Below are 19730 nucleotides of genomic sequence, written 5' to 3'. Positions count from 1 at the left end.
CGCCACGGGAGTCGGAGTGGATGGCCTGGTTCTGGAGTGCGCCATGCCGGCAGGCTGTCGCACACGAGCCCCCACCGCCATGGCCCGGAGGTCTACGCTCCCGCGCCATGAGGGCGAGGACGACTCCACGGCGCGTGACCACGATCGGGGCGGTCCTCGCGGCCACCGCGGCGCTCGGGGCGCCCGTCGCCGCGGCGGCCGGGCCGCCCGCCGCCCCCGCGGTGCGGGTCGGCGTCGGGCAGGCGGACATCACGCCGCCCACCGGCTCGCCCCTGGGCGGCTGGGTCCGGGCCGACCGGCTCGGCCGCGGGGTCCACACCCGGCTGATGGCCAAGGCAATCGTCCTCGAGCGCGGCGGCACGAAGGTCGCGCTCGTCTCCGTCGACCTCTTCGCGGCCGTCGGCGGACTCGTCAAGGAGGTCGCCGACCGCACCGCCGACCGCGGCTTCTCCGAGCGCAACGTCGTCGTCTCCGCCTCCCACACCCACGCCGGACCGTCGGGCTTCGCGAACTTCTCGACGCTCAACACCGTCGCGCCCAGTCCCGCGACCATCGGCAACCCGTCCTCGTTCGTCGAGTTCCTCGACCCCAAGCCCACGGACCGGCGGCTCTACACCTTCCTCGCGCAGCGGATCGCGCTCGCCCTGCGGCAGGCCGACCGCGACCTCGGGCCCGCCCGCGTCGGCTGGGGCTCCGCCACGCTCCCCGACGTCACGAAGAACCGCTCGATCGAGGCGCACCTCGCCGACCACGGGCAGATCCTCGCGCGCGGACAGGGCCGACCCGAGCTCGACCCCGACGGCGTGCTGCACACCATCGACCCGGACGTCGACGTGCTGCGCGTCGACCGGCTCGTGCGGCGTTCTACGCCGTGCACCCGCCAGGGACGCCGCACGCGCTGCCGCCGCACCGTCGCGGTCCCGATCGGCGGCTGGCTCATGTTCGCCAACCACGGCACCGTCAACCCGTCGAGCTACCAGTACTACAACCAGGACCACCACGGCCCGGCGACCCGCGTCTTCGAACGCGAGGTCCGGCGCCGCGGCAAGGTCCCCGCCGCACGGGCGGTCGTCGGCGTCTACGGCAACGGCAACGAGGGCGACCAGTCCGCCGGGCTCGACGAGCAGGGCCCCGAGCACGCCGAGGAGGTCGGCCGCGCCGAGGCCGCCGCGATGCTGCGCGCCTGGAGCGCCGCGGGCCGGTCGATGACCACCCGGCCCGCCCTGGACCTGCGCTGGACGCGCGTGTGCTTCTGCGGCCAGGACTCCTCCGCCGGGCCGACGAGCGCCCAGCCCATCCCCGGACTGCCGTTCCTCACCGGCAGCGAGGAGGGACGCGGCCCGCTCTTCGACCTCACCGGGATCCCGCTGGAGGACCAGCGCAGCCCGGTCGAGGACGGCTTCGCCGGCCACGGGCACAAGATCGCGGTCCCTGCGTCGAGCACCGACTCCTACCCCAACGGCGCGCCGCTGTTCACCGTCCGCGTCCGCGACCGGATCATCGCCTCGCTGCCCGGCGAGCCGACCGTCGAGACCGGCCGCCGGGTCCGCCAGAGGATCCTCGACGCGATCGGCGGCGCGGGCGTGCGGCGCGTCATCGTCGCCGGCCTGACCAACGAGTTCTTCCAGTACTTCGTGACCCCCGAGGAGTACGCGCGCCAGCACTACGAGGGCGGCTCGCAGATCTACGGGACCAACGCGAGCGTGCTGCTGACCGACGCGCTCGTCGCGCTCGCGCGCAACCTCACCGGTCGTGGCGAGGCGCCGCAGCCCTACGACTTCGACCCGCGCAACGGCGTCGTCGCCGACGGCGAGCCCTACCCGACCGGCGCCACCGACGGGCGGATGCTCGCCCAGCCACCGGACGGCCGCCGCGGCGGCCAGACCGTCCCGTTCTCCTGGCAGGGCGGCCCCGGCGGCTACGACAAGCCGCTCGACACGGCCTTCCTGACCGTGGAGCGCCGCGTCGCCGGACGCTGGCGCACGGTCAGCGACGACCGCTGGATCGACCTGCGCTGGCAGGTCGACGACGCCGGCCGCCACCGCGGCGAGTGGCTCGTCCCCCGCGGCGCCGACGCGGGCACCCACCGCATCCGCATCACCGCCAACGGCTACGCGCTGACGACGAGCCCGTTCGCGCTCGTGCGCTGATCAGTCGTCGTCGCCGTCCCCGTCGCCGCCGCGACCGCGACCCCGGCCCCGCCCGGAGTCGTCCTCGCCGCCGTCGTCGTCGCTGCCCGACGGCGCGACGGTCGCGACCGGGGGCGGCGCGGTCGCCGCGGGCGCGGGTGTCGACGCGGGACGCGGCGGGCGCGTGGGCGCCGTCGTGCGGGTGGGACGGGTGGTCCGGGTCGTCCGCGTCCGGGTCGGACGGGCGGTCGTGCGGGTCGGCGCGGTCGTCGTGCGCCGCTGCACGGTCGCGCCGAGGTCCGCGGGGGAGAGGATCCCCGGCGTGCCGCGCAACCCGATCTGCGGCGACGCGATCCGCGTGGTCAGCAGTGCCAGGCCGACCGCGAACGCCACGCCCCCCAGTACGAGCGCCAGGCCCAGGACGGCCGTGCGCAGACGACCCTGCGGGATCACGACGGCACCTCCAGGGTCGCGACCGCGCCGCCCGCCGGGCCGCGCCGCAACGACGCCGCGCCGCCCCAGCGCTGCGCGAGCTCCCGCGCGATCGCCAGGCCCAGGCCCGTGCCCGGCGTGCGCGAGCCGCCCGCCCGCGCCGCACTGCCCCGATGGAAGCGGTCGAACACCTCGTCCTCCTCGCCGGGCTCCGGGCCCGGACCGTCGTCGAGCACCTCGACCGCACCCGGGCGCGCCCGCAGCGTCACGGTCACCCCGGGCCCGCCGTAGGCCAGCGCGTTCTCCACCAGCACGTCCAGCGCGCGGTGCAGGTCCGCCTCCGCCGCCACCCCGGTCACCGGCTCCCCGTCCGCCAGCACGAGCGTCGCGCCCTGCGCGTGCGCCTGCGCCGACCAGCGGTCGAACGTCTCGGCCAGCACCGCCTCGAGGCTCAGGCGCTCCGCCGGCGCGTCGCGCTCGCCCGCCTGGGAGAGCACCAGCAGCTCGTCGACCGTCCGGGAGAGCCGGTCCAGCTCCGCGATCGCCGCGTCGGCGTCCTCGCGGACCGCGGCCGGCACGTCGGCGTGCCGGATCTCCTCCAGCCGCAGCCGCATCCCGGTCAGCGGCGTGCGCAGCTGATGGGAGGCGTCCGCCACGAACGCCCGCTGGCCGTCCAGCAGGCGGCCCAGCCGGACCGCCATGTCGTTGAACGCCACCGCGACCCGACGCTGCTCCTTCGCGCCCGTCTCGGGGGCGCGGGCCTGCAGGTCCCCGACCGCCAGCCGCTCGGCGGCGGCCTGCAGCTGCCGCGACGGGCGCGCCAGCTGGGCCGCCAGCACGGCGGCGAGCAGCAGGCCCGCCCCGAGCACGATCCCGGACACCGCGGCGATGCCGGTCGTCGCGCGCGTCGTCGCGTCCGCCACCGCGCGCGTGTCCTGGGTGATGCGCACCGCGCCGTCCGGCTCGCCTGCGCGCACGACCGGGACCGCGGTGGCGAGCAGGTCGGTCCCCAGCGTCGAGCTCGACCGCTCCTCCTGGAACCGCCGGCCCGCGAGCGCCGCCGCGATCTCCGGGCGCGCCCCGAAGCCCGCCCCGATCGCGCCCGCGTCCTCGCTGTCGGCCAGCACGACCCCGGTGCGGTCGGTCACCACCACGCGGCCGCCGGTGCGCTCGCCGCCCTGGCGGACGAGCTCGCGCAGCGAGGCGGCGTCGAGCTCGGGCACCGTCGCCGCGAGCAGCGACGCCTGCGTGCTGGCCTGCTCGCGCACCTCCGCCTCGACCCGGTCGTGCAGGTTCACGGTCAGCGGGACCGCCAGCGCGATGATCGCGACCACCAGCGGGTAGGCGATCGCCAGCAGCAGCCGGGCGCGCAGGCTCACGGCACGTCCATCCGGTAGCCGACCCCGCGCAGCGTCGTGATCGGCGGCGCGCCCGGGGGCAGCTTGCGGCGCAGGCCCGCCACGTGCACGTCCAGGGTCTTGCCGGTCCCGAACCAGCCGGTGCCCCAGACCTCGTCGAACAGCTCCTCGCGCCCGGCGACCGACCCGGCGCGGCGCGCGAGCGCGAACAGCAGGTCGAACTCGCGCCGCGTGAGATCGAGCTCGACGTCGTCCACCCGCGCCGTGCGCGCGGCGGGATCGACCTGCAGCGCCGCGACCGTCACCGCCTCCTGCGGGCGTCGCGTGCCCGCGTCGCCCGCGCTGCGGCGCAGCACCGCACGGATCCGCGCGACGAGCTCGTCGCTGCTGAACGGCTTCACCACGTAGTCGTCGGCGCCGAGCTCGAGCCCGACGATGCGGTCGATCTCCGCGCCGCGCGCGGTCAGCATGATCACCGGGGTCTCGCTCGTGCGCCGCAGGTGCCGGCAGACGTCGCGGCCGTCGCCGTCGGGCAGCCCGAGGTCCAGGAGGACGAGATCGAAGCTCCGGCGGTCGATCAGGGCCGTCGCCTCGCGGACCGAGCGGGCGCTCGTCGGCTCGAAGCCCGCACGCGCGAGGGCACGCAGCAGCGGCTGGAGGATCGAGTCCTCGTCCTCGACCACGAGCAGGCTCTGGGCTCCGGGCATGGGGAGGTTCTACCGGGTCCCGGGGCGCGTTACCCGGCGCTTACCCGGTGCTCGCCGGCGGCTGACCGGCGCTCCCGCACAGTGCGGAGCATGATCACCCGCCCCAAGCTCATCGTCACCTCCGTCACCGTCGCCGCGCTCGGCGGCCTCGGCGCCATCGCGCTCGCCTCCCAGCCCGACGCGGCGGACCTCGCCGTCACCGCGGCACCCGCCGCCGCCGTCACCGCCGCCCCGGTGGCGACGCCCGAGCCGGTCGTGGAGGTGCGGACCGAGACCGTGCGCCGCACCGAGACGGTCCCCGCCACCTCGCCCGCGCGCGGGAGCTCGTCCTCGTCCTCCTCGCGGCCCGCGCCCGTCGCGGCGGCGCCCGCGGCCAGCGCCGCGACCGCGCCGGTCCGCGTCGCCCGCGGCGACGACGACCGCTCCGACGACCACGGCGGCGAGCGCGAGCGCGACGACCGCTCCGAGGCCGGTGACGACCGCGGCGGCGACGACGACCACTCCGAGACCGACGACGACCGCGGCGGCGACGACGACCGCTACGAGTCCGACGACGACCGCGGCGACGACCACGGCGGCGAGCGCGAGGACGACGGCGAGGATGACTGAGCGCCGCGAACCCGTCCGCTGGCGCGCCCGCGCCACCCAGACGCTCGGCACGTCGGTGGCGTGCACGGTCGCGGCCGGCGGCTTCCTCGCCGTGCAGGCCGCGACCGGCAACGACCCGGCGCTGCAGCAGATCGCGGCCCGGGAGCACGCCGCCCGGGTCGCCACCCAGACCGCGGCCCGTGACTGGGCGCAGGCCAACGCCCGCGCCCAGGCGGCCGCGGCCACCCCGCGACGGATCGTCGTGATCCGCAAGGTCATCGTCACACGGCGCGTCGTCGCCGGCGCAGGCGGGGGAGGGGCAGCCCCGGTCGTCCGCACCGCCGCGCCGGTCGCGGTCGCCCCCGCCGCGCCCGCGGCACCGGTCGCCGCCGCCCCGGCCCCGGCGCCCGTCCCGGTCGCGCCCCCGCCGCCCGTCGTCAGCCAGGGGTCGTGAGCGACGTGTGGGAGTCGCTCACCGTCCCGACCATGGGCACGCGGCTGACGCTCGTCGGCGGCGCGCAGGACCGGCCCCGCGCAGGCGTCGCCGCCCGCCTGCGGGCCGTCGCCGACGAGCTCGACCTGCTCGCCGCGCGCTGGACCCGCTTCGACCCGGCGTCCGACCTCGAGCGGCTCAACGACGACCCGCGCGACACCGTGCCCGTGCACCCGCTGCTCGGCCGGGCGATCGCCGCCGCGCTGTGGTGCCGCGAGCGCAGCGGCGGGCTCGTCGACCCGACCCTGGGCGCCCAGCTGCGCGCCGCCGGCTACGACCGCAGCTTCGCGCAGCTGCACGCCGCCGACGGCCGCGACGCCACCACGACCGCGCGTGCGGGCGGGCCGCGACCGGGCCGGCCGCACGTCACCGTCACCGCCGACCACCGCGCCGTCACTCGGCCGCCCGGGGTGCGGATCGACCTCGGCGGGACCGCGAAGGGCCTCGCCGCCGACCTCGCCGCGCGCCGCCTGCGCGACCTCGACCGCTACGCCGTCGACCTCGGCGGCGACGTCCGCGTCGGCGGCACCCGCCGCGACCTGCCCCAGCAGGTGCTCGTCGCCGGCCCCGAGCCCGACGCCCCGGCGGTCGCCCGTCTCACCGTCGACCGGGGCGCCGTCGCCACCAGCACGATCGTCCGCCGCGCCTGGCGCGCCGCCGACGGGACCGTCGCCCACCACCTGCTCGACCCGCGCACCGGCGCCCCCGCCGACACCGGCGTCGTGCAGGCCACCGCCCGGGCCCGGACCGCCCTCGAAGCCGAGCTGCTCGCCAAGCAGGCGCTGCTCGAGGGTCCCGCCGCCGGGGCCGCGCTGCTGCGCGCCCACCGTGGCGGCGTCCTGGTCCTGTCCGACCGCAACGTCCTGGAGATCCCCGCATGACCGTCGTCACCGACCACGCCTGGTGGCTCGGCTCCCGCGCCGCCGGGATCGTCGCGCTGCTCGCCATCACCGCCTCCGTGGGCCTCGGCCTGTGGGCGTCGATCCGCGCCCGGCGCCGCCCCGGCATGGCCGTCGCGATGCGCGGCGCCCACGAGCACCTCGCGCTCGTCGGCCTGATCTCGATCGGCCTGCACGGCGTCACCCTGCTCGGTGACCCGTACCTGCGGCCCGGCGTCGACGGGATCGCCGTCCCGTTCGCGCTCGACTACCGGACCGCGTGGGTCGCGGCCGGGATCGTCGGCGGCTACCTCGCCGCGCTGCTCGGCCTGAGCTTCTACGCCCGCAAGCGCCTCGGCGCGAAGCGGTGGCGCACGGCCCACCGCTTCGCGATCCTCGCCTACGTCCTGTCGGTCACCCACACGCTGGGCGCCGGCACCGACGCCTCGACCGCGTGGATGCGGACGCTGCTGCTGCTGACCGGCGCCCCGATCCTCGCGCTGTTCCTGCTGCGGATCACGCAGCCGGCGACGCCGGCCCCGCCGCCGAAGGCCCCGCGGGCACCGCGACCGGCTCCGGCGACACCTGCGTGATCGCGAGATCGATCGGGGTGGGGGCCGCGTGCAGCGCCTTGCGGTCCTCGCCCTTGCGCGGGATGCGGCTCATCGCCAGCTCGGTCATCGCCGTGATCGTCAGCGACGGGTTGACCCCGATGTTCGCGGGCACCGCGGCGCCGTCGCAGACCATCAGGTTCTCGTAGCCGAAGATCCGCTGCTCCTTGTCGATCACGCCGGTCGTCGCGTCCGCGCCGATGACCGCGCCGCCGAGGATGTGCGCGGTCGACGGGATGTTGAAGAGCGCCTCCATCGTGGAGGACTGCGGCACCCCGCCGGTGCGGTCCGCGAACCACTGGGTGACCGTGTTGCCGATCGGGATGAACGTCGGGTTGGGCTTCAGCGGGTCCTGCTCGGTGACGAGCTTGACGCCCTTGCCGAACCGCTTCGGCTTCGCCCGCAGCGCGATCGCGTTGTCGAGCGTCTGCATCACGAGGATGATGATCGCGCGCTTGCTGCCGCCCTTGAAGAACGTCGCCTTCCAGAACTGGCGCGGGTGGCGGATCGCCGTCGCCGCCCACTTCAGCGGCCGCGTCACGCGCGTCCCGTCCCCGGTGAGGATCGTGTTGAGGTACTGCATCGAGCCGCCCGCGTCGCCGTAGACGCACGTCTCGATGTGCGTGTCGGGGTCGGGGTAGATGCTCGAGGTGATCGCGACGCGGTCGGTGATGTCCGCCGGGAAGTCCTCGGGCACGGTGATGCCGAGGATCGCCTCGCTGTTGGTGCGCACGAGCTCGCCGAGCTGGTCGCTGATCGACAGCGAGCCGCGGTGCTTGATGTTCGCCAGCAGGCGGTTCGTGCCCAGCGCGCCGGCGGAGAAGATGACGCCCCGGGCGCGCAGCTCGCGGCGGCCCTTGCGCACCCAGGAGCCGGCGCGCTCGTCGGTGACGACGTAGCCGTCGGAGCCGTCGGCGCGGGCCAGCGGCCGCACGTCGAGCACCATCCGCGACGGCTCGACCCGCACGCCGAGCTTCTCGGCGAGGTACAGGTAGTTCTTCACCAGCGTGTTCTTCGCGCCGTGCGGGCAGCCGACCATGCAGCGGCCGCAGTCGATGCAGCCCGTGCGGTCCGGGCCCTCGCCGTCGAAGAACGGGTCGGGGACGGTGACGCCCGGCGTGCCCTGGTAGACGCCGACGCGGGTCTTGGAGTACGTGTCGCCGCAGCCGATCTCCTCGCCGAACTCCTTCAGCAGCTGGTCGGCGGCGTCGTCCTTCCAGTAGTCGGTGACCCCGAGCATCCGCTCGGCCTCGTCGTAGTGCTCCTCGAGGTCGACGCCCCAGTTGCCCAGGGAGGACCACTGGCCGTCGTTGTAGAACCGCTCGGGTGCCCGGTAGAGCGTGTTGGCGTAGCCGAGCGACCCGCCGCCGACCCCGGCACCGGAGGCGATGAAGATGTCCTTGAAGATCGACAGGCGCAGGATCCCGCGCATCCCGAGCTTCGGCGCGAAGAAGTAGTTGCGCGCGTCCCAGGTGCTCTTGGGGAAGTCCTTGTCCTCGAACCGGCGGCCGGCCTCGAGCACCAGGACCTTGTAGCCCTTCTGCGCGAGCCGCAGCGCGCTGACGCTGCCGCCGAACCCGGATCCGATGACGATCCAGTCGTAGTCGTACTGCCGCTCCACTCCGCTCATGGGGGCGAGCCTAACGGAAACGGTGACGCCTACGTCACCTTTTCCGCGGAAGGCGGCGCGCGACCTTGATCAGGCGGTCAGCGGCCTCCTCGAGACGCGGAGCTTCGGCGGCGCGGGAGCGACCGTCGGCCGCGCCTTCGCGTGCGGCTTCCCGACCGACCGGACGATCGCGCCGCGCCCGCTCGCGCCGGTGAGCTCCACCGCGGTCACGCTCACCGTGGTGCGCGTCGTCGGCGCCACCCCGCGAAGCACCGCCGAGCGCACGGTGCGCTTCACGGTTCGCGTGACGTCGCTCCCGTCCGCGGTCCGCCAGCGCACCTTGTAGGACGCCGCTCCCGGAACCGGGCGCCAGCGCACCGTGACGCGGTCCTTCCCCCGGACGATCCGCGTGCTCTTCGGCGCGGCGAGGCGCGTCGGGGCGGGCGTCGCGAAGGTCGCGATCTCGTAGCGCCGGACCGGTACGCCGTCGCGGGTGACCATCGCGACGAGCGACGTGCGCCGGCGCCGGTCGGTCGCCGGGATCGGCCGGAACCGGGTGCGCGACGTGCGCGTGCGTCGGGTCGCCCCGCTGCGTGACGCGCTCGCCCCGGTGATCACCGACAGGCGGCGGGCCTGGCCGCCCGAGCCGCTTTCGTACAGCTCGACGCGTTCACCCGGAGCGAGCGTCGACTGGATGGAGAACGCCTTCTCCCCGCCGCTCGCCGGCTGCAGCTTCGAGAGGACGCGAGGCGGCGGGACGAACTCGCTCGTCCGGATCCCCGTGACCGGACGCGATCCCGGGATCGGGGTCACGGAGTACTTGCCGGTGCGGAACTTGTCGTCGCGGATGTACAGCGAGTTCTGCCCGTCGGAACGGACGATCGTGATGCCCAGGTTCGGGATCTTCTCCTCCCTCTTGGTCCCGGCGATGAACGTGCGGCCGTCCGGTGTACGGACGACGACCGTCGGTGCGCCGGGCGTCTGGGTGGTCACCGGCTTGCGGGGCTCGGGCTTGGCGTACCCGTCCTTGGCAAGGTCGGCGCGGACCGCGGCCGGCGCCTGTGCGAGGAGGTCGTCGGCCTGTGTCGGGCCCGTGTCGGGGGCCGGGGCCTTGATGCCCGGGGACTCGACCACGATGAGACCGCTCGCCGCCGTCGTCGAGGTGGTGAACGGGATCTCCTGCTCGTCCGGGGCTGCGCGCGGCGTCCCGTCGCGCAGGTCGGCGACGGGGTCGGGGAGTTTGGTGCGCCCGTGGAACCTGGATCCCGTCGCCGGGGACTTGAGGTAGTACTTCGAGCCGCGCAGGTCGCAGCCGCCGCTCAACGAGCCGAAGAGGTCGAACTCCTCGTCCTCCACGGAGTACACCGCGCCGGCGTAGCCGAACAGCAAGTCGGCGCACCCGGCGAAGTACTTGTTGTTCACGAGTCCCTCGGCGCCGGCGCAGACGATGTCGCCGAAGCACGCGTCGATCTTCGCCCAGCCCTGGAAGAAGCCCCCGGGCCACGCGATCTCCGCCTCGGCCTGACCGCGCAGCGACACGACGGCCGCGTCGAGTTCGACGAGCGCGCCGATCTTGATGCTGCCGCCCTCCTGAGGCACGCCGTTCTTTCCAGGCACCTGGTAGCGCAGATACCGCAGGTAGGCCTGCGCCTGGATGAGGTCGAGGATGCTCACCTGCCCCTTGAAGTAGAGGCTGAACATGTCCCGGGGGGCGCGGAAGGAGTAGAACTCGTAGCCCTTCAGGATCGATCGGCGCAGGAACTCGCAGCTCTGCTGGTCCTTCGACGGGGGACAGGCCTTGTCGGCGTTGTCGTACGCCGTGCGTATGTCCTGCTCCTTCACCCCCTTGGGGGCGCAGTAGACGACGACCTGGCCCTTCTTGATCTCCTGGATCTGGACGCAGATCTCCCCGCGCGCGACCGCCGCGCCGGTGGGGACGATGAGCCCGAACCTGCCCTGGAAGAAGAACGGCTTCGTGTTGATCTTCGCCCCGATCTTCACCAGGCCGATCGGCCCTAGCGGGATCGCCTTGCTGTCCGGGAGGTTCAGCGCCGCGCCGCCGTAGAGGAAGCCGTCGTCGTTGATCGCGAAGCCGGATGGCCCTTCGACGCCGCTCTTGCTCGTGAACCCGGGCGGGACGGCCTCGGCCTCGAGCGTCGCCCCGAGGATCTCGAGGTTGCCGCCGCCGGCGAGCAGCCGCTCGGTGACGAACTGCGCACCGCTGAGGTACTTGATGTCCCCGTACTCGAGCGTGATCTTCCGGCCGATCACCGGGCCGAGATTGACCTCGTCGATCTCCAGGCGGAACGTGCCGTCGTCGTTGGCGGTGAAGCGTCCGCCCGGGAACGAGGTCGTGAAGCCCGCGGCCTTCGCCAGGCTCGTCGACGGGGTGACGAGGATCTCGTTCGTGTCGTCGAACGGCTGCGGCAGCCGGGTGTTGAGCGTGACGCGGGACTGCGAACGGCCCATCCCCAGACGTGCCCCCACGATCGGCAGCGGACCGATCGCTCCCTGTGCCGTGAGGGCCGCCTCGGCGTCGAGGTCATCGGGATAGAGCGCCTTGCCGGTCGGCGTCACGCGCGAGAAGGCGCCGACGAGGGCGGAGCCACCGGCGGGGATGGTCGCCGGCAGCTGGGCGGGCCCGGGGGCGGTCGCGAAGCGGACGGGCTCGGGTTCGCCCGGGATCTCGACTGCGGCGACCGCGCCCTTGGTGAGGTTGGAGCTCACGATCCCGCCGGGCTGGAGGAAGAGCGGTGAGCCGATGAACTGCACACCCGCGACCTCCGCGCGCACCCCGGGGTCCGCCCGCAGCGTGCCCGCCGGGTCCATCTGGCGCAGACAGCCGCCGACCGCTCGGGCCTGGAGGTTGCCGACCTTGAAGCCGCCGCAGACCGGGTCGTAGACGGCGACCTTGAACGTGTGGGGCGGGGGTGCCGGGACCGCGTTGTTGAACGGCACGTACTGCACGCTCACGGCGTACGTCCCCGCCTTCGCGTACTGGTGGACGGCGTCGTTCGTCGCGAGGTCCTTCGTCGAGAACTTCGGCGATCCGTCACCGAAGTCCCACATCGCGTAGCCGCCCCGGAAGAGGTAGGAGTCCTTGCGGTCGGAGTTCTTGGTGACCTGCCTCGGGGTCGCCGTCACACCGCGCAGACGGGCCCGCGGCCGGACGGTCACCGAGCCGCCGATCTGGTTCTGGAACGCGGGGATCCGGCTGAACCCGGCGGCCGCCGGACGGATGATGTCGGGCAAGCGGTCGAACACGCGCGGGCGGTCCGCGATGACGTCGACGATCGTGAACGTCGGGACGCGCTTGTCCAGGCCGCCGTCGAGGAGAAACTCGACCGGGACGTCGGTGCTCAGCGGCTCGACCGCGTCGACCGTGATCGGCTTCATCCCCGGCGTGCTCGCCGTGCTCGCCCGCTGCGTGCTCGGATCGACCCGGACGGTCGCGGTCGTCACCACGCTGCGGCCGCGCAGGCTGACCGCCGTGATGCGGACGCTGTAGATGCCGGCGCGCCGGTAGGAGTGCGACGCCCGCCCGTCGGACCCGGACTCGACCCCGGTGATGCGGACGCCGTTGATCGTCCGGGGCGTCGCGCGATGGTCGTCGCCCCAGTCGAACGTGTAGTAGTCGACCGGGGTGTCCTTGTCCATCCGGGCCTTGAGCTCGACGGTGACGGTCTTGCCCACGGTCGCGCGGCTCGGGATGGTCCGGCGGATCTCGGTCGGCGCGGTGACGACCGTCTGCCGCGAGGCGATCGACGAACGGCCGGTCGCGTCCGTGACCTTGAGCGTGATCGTGAGCGGACCGGAGCGCAGCGGACGCAGCACCTGCTGCGGGATCGTCGCGGGGGCGGTGTCGAACGTGCCGTCGCCGTCGAGGTCCCACTCGTAGACGAGCACGCCGGCACCGCGGGCGCGGTCCGCGTTGAGCTGGACGATCTCGCCGATGGGCAGCTCGTCGGCGAGCCCGAACGTCGCCACGGGCGCCGGTGTTGCGGGCGGCGCCGGGGTGGGCGCAGCAGGGGTGGGCGGAGCCGGGGTCGCGGCCGGGGACGGCGGGGCGGGTGGCGCGACGCCGGTTCCGGTGAGCGTGACCGTCGTGTCGCCGGCCGCGGTGCGGACGACGAGCTGGCCCGGGCGGGCGCCCCCGGCGGTCGGCGCGAACGCCGCCCGGACGACACAGGTCCCGGCGGCACCGATCAGCTCCGCGACGCAGCCGTTGGGATCGGACGCCGTCCAGTCGGCGCCGGTGACGTCGAGCGCGGTGACGTCGAGCGCTCCGGCCCCGGTGTTCGTGATCGTCACGTCGCCGGTCGCGGTCGCGCCGACGTCGGCCGTGAGGCTCACGGCCGTCGGGGCGACGGAGACGCCGGGAACGAAGTTGTTGGCGAGCACCGTCAGGCCGTAGGGGAACGCGAACGGCGGAGCCGGGCACAGCGGCGTACCGCTTTCGGGGAAGGGGCAGTTCGTCGCGGCGACCAGGTCGGGTCGCCCGTCGTCATCGATCGCGATGGACCGCACGGCTCGATGGACGTTGGTCCTCGTCGCGTACGGCGCTCCCGGCGCGCTCGTGAATCCTCCGGCCCCATCGCCGAGCAGGGCGGAGACCTGCGTGCCGCTCGCGCCTGTCACGACGTCCGGGTGGCCGTCGCCGTCGACGTCCGCGGTGGCGATCGAGCTCGGTGCGGGTGTGGCCGGCTGCGCACCTGCCGGGGCGAGCGTCACGACGTCCCCTGACCCGTCCCCGAGCAGTGCGGCGACTGTGCCGGCCGCCTCGTCCAGGGTCCCGCGCGAGTAGACGACGTCCCGATCCGCATCCCCGTCGACGTTCGCGAGCTCGACGTTGACGCGCGCGTCCGGGCCGGTGCCGCCGGGCCCGCCGATCGGCTTCAGCGCACCTGGCGCCTCGAACAACCCGGCGGGCGCACCGTTCGCGATCTGCACCCCGGCAGTGCTGCCGATGACGGCCTCGGGGCGCAGGTCTCCCGTGAGGTCCGCAAGCCGCACCGCGGCGGGGGCGTCGGCCACGGTCGACCGCACGATGTCCGCGGGTGCGAACGCCCCGCTGCCGTCGTTGCGCAGGACCACGAGCTCGTCGTCAGCGGGATCGAGCGTCACGAGGTCGCCGTCACTGTCCCCGTCGACGTCCGCGGCATCGAGACTCGCCGGGAGGCCGCTGTCGGCGACCGTGGTCGTCGTCGCAGCCTGCGTGAATCCCCCAGCGCCGTCCCCGGTGTACACCCGCACGTACGGCTGCGGTCCACCGACGGCCGCTGACGAGACGAGGACCGCGATGTCGAGCGCCGGGGAGCCGCCGAGCTGGGCCAGGACGACGGCGCGGACCGGGGACGACTCGTCGGGGCTGAGGGTCGCGCTCGTGAACGACCGCGACCCGGTGCGGCGGTGCACGGCGATGTCGCCGCCCTCGCCGCCGGTCACGACATCGACCGTCCCGTCACCGTCGACGTCGCCTGTCGCCATCGCGAGCGCGAATGGCGCTCCAGGTCCGAAGGGAGAACCGGCGATCTCGGCGAAGCTCGCGTGCGCCGTCGACGGCACGACGAGGGCGAGCGATGCCGCACCGACGCCGACGCCGAGCACGTTGGCCAGTCTTCTGATCCTGCGCACAGGGTCCCCTTGGTCGCTCGGGCGCCCACCCCGGGCGCCCGGCGTATGGTCACGCGTCGGTCTCCCGCGCTCCACGTCATTTGACCATCTTTAGGTGCGCGCGATTGCCGCGGCGTCGGGGGAAGGTCTACTCTGACGTCGATGCGGGGGATCGCAGTGGTGCTGTGCCTGTCCGGCGCGCTCGTCGTGCCGTCCATGGCGCTCGGGAACACCTACACCGTCACGACCACCGGGGATGCGCCGGCGGACGTCGGATGCCAGTCGCCTCCCGGCGACTGCACGCTCCGCGAGGCGATCACCGCGGCCAACGACCACGCCGGGCCCGACCAGGTGAACTTCGAGCCCGTCGCGGTCGGTGTCGGCACCGTCGTCTTCACCTTCCTCTCCGAGCTTCCCGCGATCGCGGACGCGACCTGGATCAACGGGTACTCCGCCGACCCGGAGTTCGACGAGATCGCGGTCGAGCTCGTCGGGGGCGGCGCCGGGTATCCCGGCCTGCGGGTGACCGGGAGCGGCGCGCAGGTCCAGGGGGTCAGCATCCACGGGTTCTCCGAGGGGATCGTCATCAGCGGTGATGGCGTGGAGCTCGACAACTCGCGCATCGGCATCCGTCCGGACCGCGTGGCCTCCCAGGACGCACCCGGCAACGGTGGGGTCGGCGTGCGGGTCGCCTCGGGCGCGACCGGGACGAGGATCGGTGGCGTCGACGGGTACGACGGGAACGTCGTGTCGGGCAACGCCGGGCACGGTGTCCTCGTCGAGCAGGGAGCGATCGACACGATCCTGCAGTTCAACCGGATCGGCACGTCGGTCGCCGGTCAACTTCCGCGCCCCAACGACGGCGCCGGGATCCGGGTTGAGGGCGCCGACACGCTCGTCGGCGGATCGGGAACGAACAACGTCGACGCGAACTTCGTCGCGGCCAACGCGGGCCCCGGCGTCGACATCGGTCCGACGGCGACGGGCACCGTGGTCCGTGGCAGCTACATCGGTCTCGCCGACGACGGGAGCACCGCTTTGCCCAACCTCGGTGACGGCATCCGCGCCGGGGCTCCATCGACCATCGGTGGCCTCGGACTGCGCGAGCACAACACGATCTCCGGCAACGCGGCGGCGGGGATCCGGCTGACGGCCCCGGGGAGCCAGGTGCTCGGCAACCGGATCGGGGTCGACGAGCTCGTCACGGTCGCGCGCGGAAACGCCGGGGGCGGGATCGTCGCTGACGACACGGAGACGACGCTCGGGAACCACCGCGTCGAGGGCGGGATCGTCGTCGCCAACGGGACGGCCGGGATCGTGCTGCGGAGCACGGGGACGACGGTCCGCGACGTCCACGTCGGGCTGCTGCGCGACGGCACGCCCATGGGCAACGCGGGGCCCGGAGTCCGGGTGACCCGCGGCCCGGTGGAGATCGGGGGCGCCGTCGACGGACAGGGCGCGACGATTGCCCACAACGCAGGTGCGGGGATCGCCGTCGCCCCGTCGGCCTTCGGTGTGGCCGCCCGCCTGACCTCCACGTTCCAGAACGGCGGTCTGGGCGTCGATCTCGACGAGAACGGCGTGACGGCCGACGACGGCCCAGGGGACGCGGATGCCGGCGCCAACGGCCGCCAGAACGCGCCGGTGCTGGAGTCCGTCTCGGTCGCGGCTGGCCAGATGGCCTACTCGGGCACGCTGGCGTCCACGGCGACCACGACCTTCGGCCTCGAGTTCAGCCGCAGCACGAGCTGCGATCCGTCCGGCCGCGGCGAGGGCGCAGAGATCATCGGGCGTGGCCTGGTGACCACGGACGCCGACGGCCGGGCGCGCTTCACCGCGAAGGCGCCCACGGGTCTCGCGGTGGGTGACGTCCTGACCGCGACGGCCACCGCCCCCGACGGGAGCACCTCGGAGTACTCGGCCTGCCGTGCCGTCACCGGTCCGACGGATCTGCGGGCGGGCCTGCGAACCCGCGGGACGCCGGAGGTCGGGCGGCAGCTGAGCCTGGTCGGTCAGGCGGTCAACGCCGGGACCGTGACGGCGACCGACGTGGTCCTCGAGCTCACACCGCCGCCCGGGACCGAGCTGCTCGCGGTCAGTCCCGGGTGCGCCGGGCCGATCGACGGGGCCGTCCTCTGCTCGATCCCGGCGCTGGCCGCGGGGGAGACCGCGGAGCGCACGGCCGTCGTCGCGCTCCGACGCGCGGGCAGCGCCAGCGCGGTCGCCGCGGTCCGCGCCGCCGAGCTCGATGCCGCCGTCGACGACGACCGCGCGACTCTGGAGGTCCTGGTCACGCCGCCGCCCGAGGGTGCGACCCCAGGGGCGACGACGGCGATCGACGGTCCGCAGCCGCGGTTCGCCAGCAGCGTCGTGGTCGCGCGCGTCCGCGGCACCGTCGAGATCGTGCTCCCGGACGGGACGACCGCCCCGATCGACGGACCGACCATCGTGCCCGTGGGAACCACGGTCGACGCCGCAGGGGCGAGCTCGCGGCTCACGACGGCCCAGCCGGACGGTGGCCTCGACGTCGCGGACTTCCACAGCGGCCGGTACCGCGTCACCCAGCGCCGCGTGGACGACGGGGTCACCACGGTGCGCCTGACCGCTGCCCTCAGTTGCCCGCCTGCGCCGAAGGCGCGCGCGGCCGCGAAGAGCAAGGCCAAGAAGAAGCGGCGCAGCCGCGGGCTCTGGGGCAAGGGGGAGGGGCGCTTCCGCACGCAGGGTCGGTATGCCGACGCGACCGTCCGCGGCACGCACTGGCTGGTGCGCGACACGTGCACGAGCTCGACCGTGACCGTCCGTCAAGGGGTGGTCCGGGCCCGGCCGCTGAACCGTGCTCGTGGGTCCGCGGCCACCCTCCGCGCCGGCGCGTCCGCGGTCTTCACCCGACGGCGGTGAGCGATGGCCCCGTGGGATCAGCTGCGCCGCCGGCTGCTGGTCGCTGCCGGGGTCGTTGCCGTGGCCACGGGCTTGCTGGTCGAGGAAACCGGTGCGCTGCGTGAGGCGGAGCTCGATCTCCGCGATGCGCTGCTCGGGCTGCGCAGCGACGGGGAGGCGCCCCGGGACGTGACGGTGGTCGCGATCGACACGGACACGGTGACGGCCCTCGGTCGCTTCCCGTTCTCGCGACGCCACCACGCGCGGGTTCTCGACCGGCTGCGCGAGGCGCGCGCTGCCGTGGTCGTCTTCGACGTCCAGTTCACCGAGCCGGCCGAGGATCCCGGCGAGGACGACGCGTTGATCCGTGCAGCCGCCCGACGGCCGGGCACGATCTTCGCGACGACCGAGACGGGACCACGTGGCGAAGCCAACGTGTTCGGTGGTGCCGACGGGCTGCGCGCGGCGCGGGCCGTGGCCGGGCATGCCGGCTTCCCGGTCGACGAGGACCTCGTCGTCCGACGGGTTCCGCTGCGCGCCGGGGGCCTTCCGTCGATCGCGGCGCGCGCGGTCGCCGCCCGCGGCCGTCCGGTCCCGCGGGGGACCGATGGCCATGCGACGATCGACTTCCGCGGGGGCCCCGGCACGGTTCGGACGATCTCGTTCGTCGACGTGCTCCGTGGCCGCGCCCCTGGCGCCGCGCTCCGCGGGCGGACGGTCGTGGTGGGCGCCACCGCTCCCGGTCTGAAGGACACCGTGGCGACGGCCGCGGGCGACGGCCCGATGGCGGGTGCCGAGGTGCACGCCAACGCGATCGCCACCCTCGTGTCCGGTGCCCCGCTGGGACCCGCCGGACGCGGATGGACGCTGCTGTTGACCGCGCTGAGCGGTCTGCTCGCCCCTGCCGCCGCACTGCGCGGGCGGACGCGCGCCGCGGTCGCGGCGGGTCTCCTCGCCCTCGTCGGCACGCTGGGGCTCGCCGGAGGACTGGTCCTCCTGGGTGTCCAGCTCGATGTGCTGGGACCGGTCACCAGCGCGCTCTGCGGTCTCGTGGGAGCGGCGTTCGCGCTCTCGACGGCGTCCACGGTCCGCGCGGCGAGCGCCGAGCGGACCTTCGGCCGGTTCGTGCCTGCGTCGGTGGCGCAGCGACTCCTCGCGCAGGCTCCGGAGCGTGGGCTGCCGGCGGCGACCGCGTACGGGACCGTGCTGGTCTACGACCTGCAGGACTCGGTCCGGTTCTGCCACGACCGCGAGCCGCAGGAGGCGCTCGCGGTGATCGACGACTACCTCAGGGTGGCCGGTCAGGCGGTGCTCGACGAGGGCGGCATCCCGGTCTCCTACCGCGGCGACGGCCTGGTCGCCGCCTTCGGGACCCCGGACCCACTGGACGACCACGAGGCGGCGGCGGTTCGGGCCGCACGAGCGGCGCTCGGGCGTACCCGGGAGCTCTCGGAGGCGAATCGGCGGTCAGGATGCCCGTCACTGCTGGCGCGGGCGGTCGTCCACTCCGGGCCGATCTGGTCCGGGACCGTCGGGGCGGACGGTCGGGCCGAGTTCATGGTGGCGGGGGACGCCGTGAACACCGCGTTCCGCCTCGAAGAGTTCGCGGCCGCCGAAGGACTCGACCTGGTCGTGTCCGCCGCCACGGCGGCGCGTCTCGACGACCACGATGGCCTGCGACCGATGCCCGCGGGGCGCCTGCGGGGCCGCGACGGAACCCTCGAGGTGTTCGGCGGATGACCGGTGGGATTCCGACCTTCTGGTCGCTTCTGGACGAGCCGGCCCGGCAGCTCGTGCGCGAGCACGGGCGCGCCGTCGAGGCGCCCGCGGGCGAGCGGATGCTGACGCAGCACGAGGAGGCCGACGCGGTGATCGTCCTGCTGGCCGGCGCCGTGCGGATCACGGCGCAGTCCCCGGGCGGAAAGGAGATGCTTCTCGGCCTGCGCGGACCTGGCGAGCTGCTCGGCGAGTTGGCGGCGTTGGACGGGCAACCGCGCGCGGGCTCGGCCGAGGCCTTCGCGGACGTGCGCGCGCTCGCCCTCTCCGGCACGGTGTTCCGCCGTCTGGTCCAGGAGCGGCCTGGCATCTCGCGGGCGGTCCTCGTCACCCTCGCAACACGGCTGCGGGACGCCGACGCCAAACGGCTGGAGCACGTCGGGGGGGGACGGCACCGCCCGTGTGGCCTCCAGGCTGCTCGAGCTCGCCGACCGGTTGGGCGAGGACCGGGACGGCGCCGTCGTGGTCCCGCTCCCGGTCACCCAGGCGGAGTTGGCGGGGTGGGCGGGGACGTCCCTGGAGACGACCGTGCGCGCCCTGTCGGCGCTGCGACGTGCCGGGTGGCTCACCACGGGACGCGGGACCATCTCGATCCTCGATCGCGCCGCCGTGGCACGTCGGGCCGGACGCCCCGAAGCCTGACCGGCCCGCCGACGTCA

General features: G+C 74.5%; 13 protein-coding genes and 1 pseudogene. 9 read left to right on the top strand and 5 right to left on the bottom strand.

What is annotated here, in order from left to right; translation table 11 throughout:
• The first annotated feature begins 107 nt into the window (after positions 1–107).
• A complete protein-coding gene (locus GKE82_RS07195; protein ID WP_196189100.1) occupies positions 108–2150 on the top strand; it encodes a neutral/alkaline non-lysosomal ceramidase N-terminal domain-containing protein in 2043 nt (680 codons plus the stop codon).
• Here the strand turns inward: GKE82_RS07195 and GKE82_RS07190 are convergent, their stop codons facing one another.
• From GKE82_RS07190 to GKE82_RS07180, 3 genes are read right to left on the bottom strand one after another with little or no spacing between them, the layout of a single operon-like run.
• Positions 2151–2582, bottom strand: coding sequence for a hypothetical protein (locus tag GKE82_RS07190; protein WP_154732835.1), 432 nt, complete (start codon positions 2580–2582; stop codon positions 2151–2153).
• Entirely contained in the window at positions 2579–3940 is a 1362-nt protein-coding gene (locus GKE82_RS07185) for an ATP-binding protein (protein ID WP_154732834.1), read from the bottom strand. Before GKE82_RS07185 ends, GKE82_RS07190 begins: the two co-directional genes overlap by 4 nt.
• Positions 3937–4626, bottom strand: coding sequence for a response regulator transcription factor (locus tag GKE82_RS07180; RefSeq protein WP_107569342.1), 690 nt, complete (start codon positions 4624–4626; stop codon positions 3937–3939). Before GKE82_RS07180 ends, GKE82_RS07185 begins: the two co-directional genes overlap by 4 nt.
• A 90-nt stretch (positions 4627–4716) precedes the next feature.
• Between GKE82_RS07180 and GKE82_RS07175 the strand changes: the two genes are divergently transcribed.
• Genes GKE82_RS07175 through GKE82_RS07160 form a run of 4 tightly spaced genes read left to right on the top strand, consistent with a single transcriptional unit; the run spans position 4717 to position 7178 of the window.
• The gene (locus GKE82_RS07175) at positions 4717–5235 is read left to right on the top strand and encodes a hypothetical protein (RefSeq protein ID WP_154732833.1); all 519 of its coding nucleotides are present in this window, start codon (positions 4717–4719) and stop codon (positions 5233–5235) included.
• On the top strand, positions 5228–5668 hold the full coding sequence (locus tag GKE82_RS07170) for a hypothetical protein (protein ID WP_154732832.1): 441 nt from the start codon (positions 5228–5230) through the stop codon (positions 5666–5668). The genes GKE82_RS07175 and GKE82_RS07170 overlap by 8 nt, the downstream gene beginning before the upstream one ends.
• Complete coding sequence (locus GKE82_RS07165) at positions 5665–6588, top strand: FAD:protein FMN transferase (RefSeq protein ID WP_154732831.1); 924 nt, start codon at positions 5665–5667, stop codon at positions 6586–6588. Before GKE82_RS07170 ends, GKE82_RS07165 begins: the two co-directional genes overlap by 4 nt.
• Complete coding sequence (locus GKE82_RS07160; protein WP_154732830.1) at positions 6585–7178, top strand: hypothetical protein; 594 nt, start codon at positions 6585–6587, stop codon at positions 7176–7178. The genes GKE82_RS07165 and GKE82_RS07160 overlap by 4 nt, the downstream gene beginning before the upstream one ends.
• Here the strand turns inward: GKE82_RS07160 and GKE82_RS07155 are convergent.
• A complete protein-coding gene (locus GKE82_RS07155) occupies positions 7102–8826 on the bottom strand; it encodes a GMC oxidoreductase (RefSeq protein ID WP_154732829.1) in 1725 nt (574 codons plus the stop codon). The two genes, GKE82_RS07160 and GKE82_RS07155, sit on opposite strands and share 77 nt — an antisense overlap.
• A gap of 69 nt (positions 8827–8895) precedes the next feature.
• Positions 8896–14292 carry an FG-GAP-like repeat-containing protein gene (locus GKE82_RS07150; RefSeq protein WP_154732828.1) on the bottom strand — a complete coding sequence of 1799 codons (5397 nt, stop codon included), beginning with the start codon at positions 14290–14292 and terminating at the stop codon, positions 8896–8898.
• 288 nt (positions 14293–14580) lie between these two features.
• On the opposite strand from GKE82_RS07150, the gene GKE82_RS07145 reads away from it, so the two are divergent.
• The 4 genes and pseudogenes from GKE82_RS07145 to GKE82_RS29815 all read left to right on the top strand — a co-directional run bounded on the left by GKE82_RS07145 (position 14581) and on the right by GKE82_RS29815 (position 19713).
• The gene (locus tag GKE82_RS07145) at positions 14581–17316 is read left to right on the top strand and encodes a CSLREA domain-containing protein (protein WP_154732827.1); all 2736 of its coding nucleotides are present in this window, start codon (positions 14581–14583) and stop codon (positions 17314–17316) included.
• Positions 17317–17319: 3 nt separating this feature from the next.
• Positions 17320–19035: a CHASE2 domain-containing protein gene (locus GKE82_RS07140; protein WP_154732826.1), complete on the top strand. Its 1716-nt coding sequence runs from the start codon at positions 17320–17322 to the stop codon at positions 19033–19035.
• Positions 19032–19358, top strand: a pseudogene (locus GKE82_RS31265) (cyclic nucleotide-binding domain-containing protein); the annotation flags it as partial. The gene GKE82_RS07140 and the pseudogene GKE82_RS31265, both read left to right, overlap by 4 nt.
• Before the next feature lie 115 nt (positions 19359–19473).
• Positions 19474–19713, top strand: a complete 240-nt coding sequence (locus GKE82_RS29815; RefSeq protein WP_196189099.1) for a Crp/Fnr family transcriptional regulator — start codon at positions 19474–19476, stop codon at positions 19711–19713.
• Positions 19714–19730: the final 17 nt, after the last annotated feature.

The sequence above is a fragment of the Conexibacter sp. W3-3-2 genome, from assembly GCF_009707605.1.
Classification (GTDB): Bacteria; Actinomycetota; Thermoleophilia; order Solirubrobacterales; family Solirubrobacteraceae; genus Paraconexibacter; species Paraconexibacter algicola.
The sequence above is the reverse complement of the archived record's forward strand: the minus strand, read 5'-3'. Positions and strand labels throughout refer to the sequence as shown.

Coding starts and splice junctions, on each gene's coding strand:
- GKE82_RS07175 (WP_154732833.1), top strand. CDS start 4,717: ATGATCACCCGCCCCAAGCTCATCGTCACCTCCGTCACCGTCGCCGCG.
- GKE82_RS07155 (WP_154732829.1), bottom strand. CDS start 8,826: ATGAGCGGAGTGGAGCGGCAGTACGACTACGACTGGATCGTCATCGGA.
- GKE82_RS07170 (WP_154732832.1), top strand. CDS start 5,228: ATGACTGAGCGCCGCGAACCCGTCCGCTGGCGCGCCCGCGCCACCCAG.
- GKE82_RS07150 (WP_154732828.1), bottom strand. CDS start 14,292: ATGGCGACAGGCGACGTCGACGGTGACGGGACGGTCGATGTCGTGACC.
- GKE82_RS07140 (WP_154732826.1), top strand. CDS start 17,320: ATGGCCCCGTGGGATCAGCTGCGCCGCCGGCTGCTGGTCGCTGCCGGG.
- GKE82_RS07160 (WP_154732830.1), top strand. CDS start 6,585: ATGACCGTCGTCACCGACCACGCCTGGTGGCTCGGCTCCCGCGCCGCC.
- GKE82_RS07145 (WP_154732827.1), top strand. CDS start 14,581: ATGCGGGGGATCGCAGTGGTGCTGTGCCTGTCCGGCGCGCTCGTCGTG.
- GKE82_RS07180 (WP_107569342.1), bottom strand. CDS start 4,626: ATGCCCGGAGCCCAGAGCCTGCTCGTGGTCGAGGACGAGGACTCGATC.
- GKE82_RS07195 (WP_196189100.1), top strand. CDS start 108: ATGAGGGCGAGGACGACTCCACGGCGCGTGACCACGATCGGGGCGGTC.